The organism is Phenylobacterium sp. (assembly GCF_030651755.1).
Taxonomy (GTDB): Bacteria; Pseudomonadota; Alphaproteobacteria; order Caulobacterales; family Caulobacteraceae; genus Phenylobacterium.
The window spans coordinates 21731-31986 of the sequence record NZ_JAUSBZ010000010.1 but is presented as its reverse complement, the minus strand read 5'-3'; the positions used below and the strand labels follow the sequence as shown (position 1 = coordinate 31986).

13 protein-coding genes are annotated in these 10256 nt (G+C 68.5%); 7 read left to right on the top strand and 6 right to left on the bottom strand.

Features of this window, described 5'->3' with window-relative positions:
* Positions 1–320, top strand: a 320-nt coding sequence (locus Q7V15_RS00695) for a GcrA family cell cycle regulator (RefSeq protein WP_304752912.1), incomplete at its 5' end; no start/stop codon positions are given.
* 467 nt (positions 321–787) lie between these two features.
* Here Q7V15_RS00695 and Q7V15_RS00690 read toward each other — a convergent pair.
* The gene (locus Q7V15_RS00690) at positions 788–985 is read right to left on the bottom strand and encodes a hypothetical protein (RefSeq protein WP_304752909.1); all 198 of its coding nucleotides are present in this window, start codon (positions 983–985) and stop codon (positions 788–790) included.
* A 378-nt stretch (positions 986–1363) separates the two neighbouring features.
* Between Q7V15_RS00690 and xseA the strand changes: the two genes are divergently transcribed.
* Genes xseA through Q7V15_RS00675 form a run of 3 tightly spaced genes read left to right on the top strand, consistent with a single transcriptional unit; the run spans position 1364 to position 4074 of the window.
* Positions 1364–2947, top strand: coding sequence for an exodeoxyribonuclease VII large subunit (xseA, locus tag Q7V15_RS00685; protein ID WP_304752907.1), 1584 nt, complete (start codon positions 1364–1366; stop codon positions 2945–2947).
* A 54-nt stretch (positions 2948–3001) separates the two neighbouring features.
* Entirely contained in the window at positions 3002–3226 is a 225-nt protein-coding gene (locus Q7V15_RS00680) for a DUF2093 domain-containing protein (protein WP_293321638.1), read from the top strand.
* On the top strand, positions 3205–4074 hold the full coding sequence (locus Q7V15_RS00675) for a M23 family metallopeptidase (protein WP_370689753.1): 870 nt from the start codon (positions 3205–3207) through the stop codon (positions 4072–4074). Before Q7V15_RS00680 ends, Q7V15_RS00675 begins: the two co-directional genes overlap by 22 nt.
* 6 nt (positions 4075–4080) lie before the next feature.
* Here Q7V15_RS00675 and Q7V15_RS00670 read toward each other — a convergent pair whose 3' ends face one another.
* Positions 4081–4998, bottom strand: coding sequence for a lysophospholipid acyltransferase family protein (locus tag Q7V15_RS00670; RefSeq protein WP_304752903.1), 918 nt, complete (start codon positions 4996–4998; stop codon positions 4081–4083).
* A gap of 133 nt (positions 4999–5131) precedes the next feature.
* Here Q7V15_RS00670 and Q7V15_RS00665 point away from each other — a divergent pair, with 133 nt between their 5' ends.
* Positions 5132–5515, top strand: a complete 384-nt coding sequence (locus Q7V15_RS00665; RefSeq protein WP_304752901.1) for a helix-turn-helix domain-containing protein — start codon at positions 5132–5134, stop codon at positions 5513–5515.
* Positions 5516–5683: 168 nt separating this feature from the next.
* The gene (gene hisN / locus Q7V15_RS00660; RefSeq protein WP_304752898.1) at positions 5684–6511 is read left to right on the top strand and encodes a histidinol-phosphatase; all 828 of its coding nucleotides are present in this window, start codon (positions 5684–5686) and stop codon (positions 6509–6511) included.
* Here hisN and Q7V15_RS00655 read toward each other — a convergent pair.
* Positions 6486–7457: an alpha/beta fold hydrolase gene (locus tag Q7V15_RS00655; protein ID WP_304752895.1), complete on the bottom strand. Its 972-nt coding sequence runs from the start codon at positions 7455–7457 to the stop codon at positions 6486–6488. The two genes, hisN and Q7V15_RS00655, sit on opposite strands and share 26 nt — an antisense overlap.
* A 10-nt stretch (positions 7458–7467) precedes the next feature.
* A complete protein-coding gene (locus Q7V15_RS00650) occupies positions 7468–7776 on the bottom strand; it encodes an SCP2 sterol-binding domain-containing protein (RefSeq protein ID WP_304752892.1) in 309 nt (102 codons plus the stop codon).
* Positions 7777–7906: 130 nt separating this feature from the next.
* Between Q7V15_RS00650 and Q7V15_RS00645 the strand changes: the two genes are divergently transcribed.
* Positions 7907–8518 carry an MSMEG_1061 family FMN-dependent PPOX-type flavoprotein gene (locus Q7V15_RS00645; RefSeq protein WP_304752890.1) on the top strand — a complete coding sequence of 204 codons (612 nt, stop codon included), beginning with the start codon at positions 7907–7909 and terminating at the stop codon, positions 8516–8518.
* Positions 8519–8524: 6 nt separating this feature from the next.
* On the opposite strand, the gene Q7V15_RS00640 is transcribed toward Q7V15_RS00645, so the two are convergent.
* Both Q7V15_RS00640 and Q7V15_RS00635 read right to left on the bottom strand, forming a co-directional pair.
* Positions 8525–9403 (bottom strand): class I SAM-dependent methyltransferase, encoded by an 879-nt coding sequence (locus Q7V15_RS00640; RefSeq protein WP_304752888.1) that lies wholly within the window; start codon positions 9401–9403, stop codon positions 8525–8527.
* 3 nt (positions 9404–9406) lie between these two features.
* Entirely contained in the window at positions 9407–10252 is an 846-nt protein-coding gene (locus Q7V15_RS00635) for a class I SAM-dependent methyltransferase (RefSeq protein WP_304752885.1), read from the bottom strand.
* Positions 10253–10256: the final 4 nt, after the last annotated feature.

The following is a 10256-nucleotide window of genomic DNA, read 5'->3' as shown; positions in this document are numbered from 1 at the left end:
CCCAGCGGGCCGCCGCCGCCGCCCCGTCGGCGCCGCGCCGCATCGCCGAACCGGTGGAGGCCGAGGCCGCCGCCCCGGCGCCCGTTCCGGTGCGCTATGTGGACGAGGCCCCGGGCTCGGCCACCGTGCTGACGCTGGGCGCCCACATGTGCAAGTGGCCCATCGGCGATCCGTCCAGCGACGGCTTCACCTTCTGCGGCCGCCGCTCCAGCGACGGTCCCTATTGCAACGAACACGCCCGGGTGGCCTATCAGCCGGCCCAGTCCAAGAAGCGCGCCGGCGGCTCCGACCTCGCCCGCTCCCTGCGGCGGTATATCTGACCACGCCCTGAGATCGGCCCGGCGCTCAAGGGGGTCCCAGACCCGCTTGGGGGCCGGGCGCTCAGAGAACGACGACCGCGCTCAGCCGGTCAGCCGTGGCGCGGACCTGGCCATCGGCCCGTTATCGAAGGCGATCCCCGCGCCTGCCGGTCATCGCCGGCCTCGGCCCGCTTCCACGCCTCCTTGAACGCGACGAGATCGTCCCGAAGCGTCCCGCCGACCTGCATCTTCACGTCCTTCGTCATATCGCACCGCCTCAGACCCCGTTTAGCGCCGCTGCGCCTGACGAGCGAGCGGACACGCCGTGCGTCTGGGAAGGGGTGGAAAACGGTCATTTGCCTTCGCCCCAAGAGCCGACATCACCATGCCGACGAGGCTGGGCGCCCACGCGGCATCGGCCATCAGGTTGCGCTGACAGAGCCCCCGGTCGAGTTGCACCAGGACGGCCTTTCAGCAGCCTCGCGCAATCAGACTCCGCGCAGCAGGACGCCGGCGGTCAGGATCGCAAAGGCCACGGCGAGGGTGTTGAACACGTGCTCGCTGATGACCGGGATGTCGATGCCGCCGTACTGGACCAGCATGGCCAGAACAGCCAGCACCACCGCGATGGCGAACAGGGGTACGGAGGGAGCGGTGAGGGGCAGACCGACGCGACGAACAGCCATGGGAGAATATCCTTAAGGCTCCACCCGGCAAAGGCCGGCTACGAGCTTGACCGTAACGCGGGCCGAGCGTGGCGGTTGCTTTGGAAGCTGGTGATGCGAGGCGGGCGGATTCCGTTGAGCGTCTGGTCCTCCCAGCCGCCGAGCCTCAGCCATCGTCTATGAGGGTGATCAACGTCTGCGGCGAGGCATCGTCAGGTGACCCCGGTCAAGCCCAAGCCTGAACGTCTAGCACCCGATCGGTTTGCAAACCGATCAAACGTCGGCCTTGAGTGAATTGCGGTCATTGTCCCGGGCTCCTAGAGCGGACCTCTGAGCGCCTCCGCCAGTTTTTCTCCGCCCCGATTTTACCCCGCGCCCCCAAACGACTAGCTTCGCCCGATGAGCGACGCCGCGCCTGACACCGAGTCCAACGCCCAGCCCTATTCGGTCTCCGAGCTCGCCTTCGCCCTGAAGCGGACGCTGGAGGACCGGTATGGCTTTGTCCGTCTGCGCGGGGAGCTGTCCAAGGTCACCCACCATGGCAATGGCCACGTCTATCTGACCCTGAAGGATGAGCGCGCCGCCATCGACGGGGTGGTCTGGAAGGGCTCGGTGCGCGGCCTGTCCATCCGGCCCGAACAGGGGCTGGAGGTGATCGTCACCGGCAAGATCACCACCTTCCCGGCCGGCTCGCGCTATCAGATCGTCATCGAGACCATGGAGGCCGCCGGCGTCGGCGCCCTTTTGGCCCAGCTGGAGCGGCTGAAGGCCAAGCTGGCGGCCGAGGGGCTGTTCGAGCCGGCCCGCAAACGCCCCCTGCCGGGCATGCCCGCCGTCATCGGGGTGGTGACCAGCCCGACAGGCGCGGTGATCCGCGACATCCTGCACCGCATCCGCGACCGCTGGCCCTGCCGGGTCATCGTCTGGCCGGTGGTGGTCCAGGGGGATCAGGCCGCGTCCCAGGTCGGCGCCGCCATCCGCGGCTTCTGTGATCTGCCAGCCGGCGGCGACCTGCCGCGGCCCGACATCATCATCGTCGCCCGGGGCGGCGGGTCGGTGGAGGACCTGTGGGCCTTCAATGACGAGGCCCTGGTGCGCGCGGTGGCGGCGGCCGACATCCCGATCATCTCGGCCGTGGGTCACGAGACCGACACCACCCTGATCGACTTCGTATCCGACCGCCGGGCGCCGACGCCGACGGCGGCGGCCGAGATGGCCACGCCGGTGCTGGCCGAGCTGCGGGCGGGGTTGAGCGACCTGCACGCCCGGCTGCACCGCTGTGGCGGCCGGGTGGTGGAGGACCGCCAGGGCCGGGTGCAGAGCGCCGGCCGCAGCCTGGCCCGCGTGCCTGATCTGGTGGAGATGGCCGCCCAGCGCTTCAACCTCGCCGCCGGCCGGCTGACCGCCGCCCTGCAGCGGAACGCCGCGGCCCACGAGCGCGATCTGGTGCGGGTGGCCTCGCGCCTGTCGGCGGGCCTGCTGCTGCGCCCCCAGGAAGCGCAGGCCCAGAAGGTTCAGCTGCTCGGCGGGCGGCTGACCAGCGGCCTGCAGCGCAACGCCGCCGACCATGGCCGCGACCTCGCCCGCATTACCGCTCGACTGACACCGGCCCTGCTGGCCAGGCCCCAGGCGACCCAGCGCCAGCAGCTTGAGGCGCTGGCCGCCCGGCTGGACCCGGCGCTGGCCCGGACCACCGAGCGCCTGGCCGAACGGCTGGCCGGCGTGGAGAAGCTGCGCCAGTCCCTAAACCCCGACCGCCCCCTCTCCCGGGGTTTCGCCCGCGTCCACCGGGCCGATGGCAGCCTGGCGCGAGAGGGCGCGGCCCTCTTGCCCGGAGAGGCTGTCTCCCTGGTCTTCGCCGATACGAGCCGCAACGCGGTGATCGACGGCGACGCGGCTGCGGCCCGCCCGATCCCTGAGGCCCGGCCCAAACCCCGCAAGCCTTCACCGCCGGCCTCGACCGCGCAGGGCGATCTCTTCTAGGTCGCCAGGTTCCGGGGTCTGTTCGAGGCCGCGCCCGCGCGCTACATTGGCGTCATGAACGCCCATGACCGTGACCTTTCCGGCAAGCCCGCCGAGCTTGCCGTGCTTCACTATGGCGACGGCGAGTTCGTCGTGCTCAAGCCCGGCCGCCACGTGGTGTGCGCCGTTTCAGGCGTGAAGATCCCCCTCCAGGCCCTGCGCTACTGGAGCCCGGCGCTGCAGGAAGCCTATGCCGGCCCGACCGAGGCCTATGCCCGGTGGAAGGAAACCAGCAGCTGAGCCAGCCCCTGCATCGACGGGCGGCCCTGGTCACCGGTCTCGCCGCCCTGGCCCTGCCGGCCGGAGCCCGAACCCAGGTCTCCGCGGCGCCCCTTCGCCTCGATGGCCGCTTCATCCAGGGGGGCGTGGCCATCGGCCAGACAACGCCAGGGGCCAATGTCTTCCTGGACGCCGAACCTGTGACCCGGGCCGGCGCGGACGGCTGGTTCGTCATCGGCTTTGACCGGGACGCCCCGGCCCGGGCCATTGTCCGGGTGGCGGCCGGAAGCGCGGCGGCGGAACGCACGATTGCGGTGCAGCCCGGCGATTTCGACATTCAGCGGATCAATGGCTTGCCGCAAAATCAGGTCGCCCCCACCCATCCGGCCCTGCTGGCGCGCATCCGCGCCGAGGGCGAACGCAAGCGCGCAGGCTTCGCCAGCCAGGCGCCGCGCACCGATTTCCGCGAAGGCTTCATCTCGCCCCTGGCGACCTACCGGCTGTCGGGCCGCTTTGGCGGCCAGCGGATCCTGAACGGCGTGCCGGCCAGGCCTCACTACGGCGTCGACATGGCCGCCCCCCGGGGCACACCCATCCTCGCCCCAGCCGGGGCCCTGGTATGCTTCGCCGAGAGCGGCCTGCACTATGAGGGCGGGCTGGTCATGCTCGACCATGGCCAGGGGCTGATCACCGCCTATCTGCATATGTCGCGACTGGATGTGAGCGCCGGCCAGACCGTCTCCCGCGGCCAGGTGATTGGCGCGGTGGGGGCCGAGGGCCGGGCCACCGGGCCGCATCTGTGCTGGCGGATGAAGTGGCGCGATCGCAACCTCAATCCCATGAGTCTGGTGGACCTGCGGCCCGCCTGACGGGGTTCAGCGCCGCTTGCGGGCGTAGGTCTCGGTGGGCCAACGCTTGTGGACCCAGAACCACTCGGCCGGCCGCTCGGCGATCCGCTCTTCCATGAAGGCGTTGATCTGCCCCACAGACCGGGCGATGTCGGCGGCCCGGTCTCCCGAGGCGACCGGCTTGATCGGCGGGTGGACGATGACCCGAAAGCGGGCCTTGCCCAGGCGCTGGACGGACATGGGCTGCAGCACCGTGTCGAACCGCAGGGCCAGGCGCGAAGGGCCCGGCGCCGTATGGGCCAGCCGGCCAAAGAAGGGCGCGGCCACCCCGCCATTGAACTTCTGGTCGTTCATCAGGGCCACGGACTCGCCCCGCCCCAGGGCGTCCAGCAACTCCCGGGCGCCGTCGCCCCCCTTGGGGGCAAACAACCGAACCCCATAGCGGAAGCGATTGTCGCGGATGCGCTTGTCGAAATAGGGGTTGTTGGCCGGCCGGTAGGTCATGTGGCAGACCACGCCGGAATGGGCGATCACCGCAGGCATGATCTCCCAGTTGGAGAGATGACCCGAGACAAAGACGACGGGCTCGCCGGTGCGGGCGATCTCGGCCAGGCGCTCGCCATTGACGATCTCGATCCGGTCCCCGGCCGCCACGATGCGGTCGATAATGGGAAACTCCGCGAAGGTGCGGCCGATCTGACGCCACTGCTCTGCGGCCAAACGCTCGATCTCTTCGGCCGTCCGGTCGGGGAAAGCGATCTGCAGGTTACGCACCGCGACCCGGTGGACGCTGGTCATCGGCCCGAGCCAGCCGAGCGCCGCGGCGCCGAAGTCGGAGACAGAATCGACAGAAAAGAGCCGCGCCAGCAGGGTTATGGCGTCATAGGCCGCCACCTCCAGCCGCCAGGCGAGACTTTGGGCCAGGGAGGGATGGGCGCGCGCCATGCCTTCTACTAGTCTGCCCCCCCAGCCTTGTGCAACGCGAACTGCAGTCGCTTGGCGCGCGACTTGCGAAGTCCGAACCATACCGTCTCCATTCGGGACGGCTCCGCTTCTTAACCAAAAGGGGGCAAGAGACATGGGCACGGAAATTGACGTCCACCTGGGTAAGCGTCTTCGTCGCCGGCGTCGCCTGCTGGGCCTGACCCAGCAACAGCTGGCTGGCGCATGCGGCGTTCGCTTCCAGCAAATCCAAAAGTACGAGTGCGGCGCCAACCGGATTTCGGCAGCTCGCCTTTGGCAGCTGTCGGAAGCCCTCGAAGTCCCTGTGGCCTATTTCTACGATGGCCTGTCAGCGGCGGCCCAGGAGCGGGCGGCGGCCTGCGAGAGCGGAGGCGGTGAGGTTCTGGCCAGCAAGGAGACCATGGATCTGATCCGGGCCTACTACCAGCTGGGCGAACGGCCCCGTCGGCGGTTGCTGGACCTGGCCAAGTCCCTGAACGGCGACGGCGAGCACGGCTAGGGCGCGTTCCGACAAGGTGGAACCGGTTTTCGGGACGAAACGCGCGCCAAACTCAGAGTTTAGAGCCTGATTCAACGATCAGACGAGTCCGTCCGATCGCATCAGGCTCCAAGGCGACAATCCCGCTTCAGCGGGATTTCGCCGCCGCGCCGGGCGGGCTAAACCGGGGTGATGTTGCACCCTGATCGCCTGACCGCCCTTGAGGATGTCATCCTCGAGTTCAACCAAGCCGCCGCCGATGTGGCCCTGCCCCTGTTCCGCGCCGACCACGGCCTGGAGAACAAGGGCGGCGATCCCGGTCTGAACGCCTTTGATCCCGTCACGGCCGCCGACAAGGGCGCCGAGGCGGCGATCCGGCGCCTGATCGCCCAGAAATTCCCAGACCATGGGGTGATCGGGGAAGAGTATGGCGAAGACCGCCCCGACGCCGAGTTCGTCTGGGTGCTCGATCCCATCGATGGCACGCGCTCGTTCATTTCAGGCCTGCCCCTGTGGTGCGTCCTGATCGGCCTGCGCCACGAGGGACGGCCGGTCCTGGGGTCCATCGGCCAACCCTATCTGGACGAGGTCTATCTGGGCCATGCAGGCGGCTCGCGGCTGGTGTCCCGCGGGACCTCCCGGCCCCTGAAGGTGCGCCCCTGCCCCAGGCTGACCGACGCCACCATTTCGTCCACCGATCCCGACGCCTGTTTCAATGGCGCTGAGCTGGGCGCCTGGACTCAGGTGCGGGCCGCTTCGCGCCTGGCTCGCCTGGGCCTGGACGCCTACGCCTATGCGATGGTGGCGGCCGGAGCGATGGACATGGTGGTCGAGGCCGGGCTGAAATCCTGGGACATTGAGGCCGCCATTCCGGTGATCGAGGGCGCCGGGGGCATGGTCACCGACTGGCGCGGCCAGCCCGTGGGCGGAGCCGGTGGCCAGGTGGTGATCGTCGGCGATCAGGCCTGTCTGGACGAGGCTCTGGTGGCCCTCAGGCGTTCGGCGCGGACGGCTTAGCCAGCCTTTCGGCGAGGGCGTCGAACTCCGCAAAAAAGACCGCGCGTCGGTCGTCGGTCTCCATCAGAATCTCATGGAGGGCGCCCTTGACCACCACCAGCCGGCCCTCGGGCAGGCTGCGGGCGACCCGGTCCTGAGCCTCATTGTCCACGAGCTTTTCCTGCTCGGCCTGACAGATGACCACCGGGAGGGTCACACTCGCCAGGTTGGCAGGTCGGGCGAAAAAGGTCTGCGCCTTCAGGGCGAAGTCCAGCCAGCCCCAGGTCGGAGCGCCCAGCGCCAGGTCGCGATTGGCGGCGATCTGGGCTCGGGCGCGGGCGAACCTGACCCGGTCGTGAGTCAGCACATTGTCCTCGAAGGTGTCGTCGAACGGCTTGCCGGGGTCACCCATGCAATAGGCGCCGCCCCGTCCGGTCAGGCGATTGAAAGTGGCCAACAGGCCCACGGCCCTGGGATAGCGTCCGATCCGCAGGCCCAGCATCGGCGCCGACAGCACCGCGGCGGCGAACCGGCCGGCCTGGCCCTTGGCCAGGGCCAGCAAGGTCAGGCATCCCCCCATGGAATGCCCCAGGGCGAACCAGGGCTTGGGCAGGCGGCTCTCAAAGGCGGTCAGCAGGGCGTCGAAATCGGTCAGGAAGGCCTCATAGCCGGCCGCATGACCCTTGAGACGGTCATCGACCAGCTCCCGGTGCGACAGGCCCTGTCCCCGCCAATCGTGGGCGAGTACGACGAAGCCCCTCAAGGTGAGGTCTTCAATGACCTCGAAATATTTCTCGATCGGCTCGGTGCGCCCTCCGCTCAGCACCACAGAGCCGCGAACCGTCCCGCGGGCGGGGAACAGGGCGGCGCGCAATCTCGCGCCAGCCGCTCCCAGAACCCATTCCACCGTCGCGCCCTTCGGAACAGGGGCGGCCGGAATATCGGTGAGCGGCGCGGATTGATTCATGGAAGGTCCTTCAGGCGGCCTGGGCGAATAGGGTCTGGATCTGAGACTGCATGGACATGGCCAGGCCCATGTCCGACATCCGCATGCGCCGGCTGATCAGGGCGGTCATGGGGTCCAGCCGTCGCCGGCCCAGGGCGACCACATCGTCCAGGCTGATGGTGACCACCAGATCGGCCGGCGCATCCTGATTGGTCACCTTGGTCCCATCAATATGGATGAAGCCGGCCCCCTTCAGATCGATCTTGACCACGTGCGACAGGGGCGCGCCGGACGCCAGGGCGTCGGCGATGCGGATGGTGAGTTGGTCAATCGTCGCCATGGGGACTCCCTTAAGGGCGAAGCTTGGCCTGCCCCTGGTGCGAAGTAAACAAACCCGCCCGCACCCCCGTGACAGGGGGCGAAGGATGGGTCATGATTTGCGAATAATTCTTAATAACCCGGGAGGCCCCGTGCAAACGCTCACCCTTGATGATCTCGACACGCTCTACCGCGCGCCGGGCAAGCTGGTCCTCGACAAGGTGCTGGACCATGTGGAGCGCCACGGCCGCGCCTTCATCGACCATTCCCCCTTCTGCGTGATCAGTTCAGCGGGCCCTGACGGGGCCGTTGACGTTTCGCCCCGCGGGGGCGAACCGGGCTTCGTCCATGTGAGTGAGGACGGCAAGACCCTGTTCCTGCCCGATCGACCTGGCAACAACCGCCTCGACACCCTGCGCAACCTCCTGGGGGGGACCGGAAAGGTCGGGTTGATGTTCATGATCCCGGGCTTCGATGATGTCTTCCGGGTCAATGGCGCCGCCAGCGCCACCGATGACGCCGCCCTGCTTGCCCAGTTCGAGGAGTTCGGCCGATTGCCCCGCCTGGTCCTGATGATCGCCGTGGAGGAAACCTTCCTCCATTGCCCTAAGGCCATCATGCGCGGGCGGCTCTGGGATCCGGAGGCGCGGCTGGACCGCAGCGTCCTGCCGAGCGGAGCCGAAATGGTCTCAGACCAATTGAACCTGGGGAAATTGCCTGTGACCAACGAGCAGATCATCGACAGCTACCGCCAGCAGCTCTGATCGGGTTCAGGTCGGCTTGATGAACCGCAAGGTCATCCGGTCGCTCTCTCCGATCGCCTCATAGGGGCTGCGGTCGAAGGCGGGGTCGGCAGGCTCGCCCCGGGGCGAGGTTCGGCGGACCGGCGGCAGGGTCCAGACGCCGAACGGATGATCCTTGGTGTCTCGTGGGTTGGCGTTGATCTCGCTCGCCTGGTCCAGCAGGAAGCCTGCCTCCTGCGCCAGGCGGATCACATAGGCCTGCTCCACATAGCCGTTGGCGGCCGTCGGATCCTGGACGCCGCCGGGATTGGCCCGGTGCTCGACGACTCCGAAGACGCCGCCGGGCTTAAGAGCCGCAAAGGCGTCGGCGAAGGCCTTGTCCACGATGCCGGCCGCCATCCAGTTGTGAATATTGCGCGCGGTCAGCACCAGATCCGCCGAACCCGCCGGGGCCATCGGCCCGCTGGTGGCGCCGAAGGCGGTGATCTCCACATCCCCGTAGAGCCTGGGATTGGATCGCAGCTTCTGGCGGTAGGCTTCCACGACGTTTGCGGCCGAGGGGTCGTTGTTCTGCAGGTTGGCGGCGTAGAGCTTGCCCCCGGAGGCGGCCAGAAAGGGCGCCAGGATATCAGTGTACCATCCGGCCCCCGGCCAAATCTCCACCACCGTCATCCCCGGCTTGAGCCCGAAGAAGTTCAGGGTCTCCGCTGGGTGACGCCAGGGATCGCGCGCCTTGTCCTCGGGTTCGCGCCAGTCGCCCGCGACGGCCTCTTCCAGGGTGATGGCCGAGGCGGGAGGCGAAGACGCAACCTCGTCCGTGCGATTGCAGCCGGCCAGGGCCGCCGCGCCTCCGGCCGCAAGGCCGGAGAGCAGCAGACCCCGCCTAGACAGTCTGGAAGACCGCACGGATCAGGACGGCTTTACGAAGCGCAGGGTCATCCGGTCGCTCTCACCGATGGCGTCATACTTGGCGCGGTCAAAGTCCGGGCTGGCGGTCTCGCCGCGGGGGGCGTTCTGACGCACCGGAGGCAGGGTCCAGACCCCGAACGGATGATCCTTGGTGTCCTTGGGATTGGCGTTGATCTCGCTGGATTCCGCCAGGGTGAAGCCCGCCTTCTCCGCAGCGGCGACCACGGTGGCCGTAGCCACATAGCCGTCCCGAGCCCCCTCGACCTCCGGCCGCGGGTCAGCCCGGTGCTCCTCGACCGCCAGCACGCCGCCGGGCTTGAGCACCGCATAGAAATCGCCCAGGGCCTTGTCGAGCATCCCATCGCGCCACATCCAGTTATGGATGTTGCGGGCGGTCAGGACGAGGTCTGCCGAACCAGCCTCGCCGAGGGGGCCAGAGACAGCTCCGAATCCGGCGTAGGTGATGTCGCCGAACACCTCGGTGTCGGCATATCTGGCGGCGAAGGCTTCACGACCCCGTCGACCGGCCTCGGTGACCGCCGGGTCATCCAGGTCGGTGACGCCAGCCACATAGGCGCCCTCCGTGGCCTTGGCGTAGGGCGCCAGGATTTCCGTCCAGTAGCCGCTGCCCGGTGAAATCTCGATCACCGTCTGGCCGGGCTGGAGCCCCCAGAAGGTCAGGCTGTCATAGGGGTTGCGGGCGGCGTCCCGGGCCTGGTGGGCCTCTGTGCGCTGAGGCCCAGCGACGGCGTCGCGCAGGGCTGCGTCCTCAGCCTGGGCGGCCGAGCCTAGAATGAGCGCCCCCAGGGCGCCGGCGATAAGGGAGGGGAACTTGTCGTGAAACATGGTC

Excerpts from the sequence above, each read along its gene's own strand:
- Q7V15_RS00670 (WP_304752903.1), bottom strand. The coding sequence starts at position 4,998 with ATGGCGCGCGCCCATCCCTCCCTGGCCCAAAGTCTCGCCTGGCGGCTG.
- Q7V15_RS00690 (WP_304752909.1), bottom strand. The coding sequence starts at position 985 with ATGGCTGTTCGTCGCGTCGGTCTGCCCCTCACCGCTCCCTCCGTACCC.
- Q7V15_RS00680 (WP_293321638.1), top strand. The coding sequence starts at position 3,002 with ATGAACGCCCATGACCGTGACCTTTCCGGCAAGCCCGCCGAGCTTGCC.
- Q7V15_RS00665 (WP_304752901.1), top strand. The coding sequence starts at position 5,132 with ATGGGCACGGAAATTGACGTCCACCTGGGTAAGCGTCTTCGTCGCCGG.
- Q7V15_RS00650 (WP_304752892.1), bottom strand. The coding sequence starts at position 7,776 with ATGGCGACGATTGACCAACTCACCATCCGCATCGCCGACGCCCTGGCG.
- xseA (WP_304752907.1), top strand. The coding sequence starts at position 1,364 with ATGAGCGACGCCGCGCCTGACACCGAGTCCAACGCCCAGCCCTATTCG.
- Q7V15_RS00655 (WP_304752895.1), bottom strand. The coding sequence starts at position 7,457 with ATGAATCAATCCGCGCCGCTCACCGATATTCCGGCCGCCCCTGTTCCG.
- Q7V15_RS00635 (WP_304752885.1), bottom strand. The coding sequence starts at position 10,252 with ATGTTTCACGACAAGTTCCCCTCCCTTATCGCCGGCGCCCTGGGGGCG.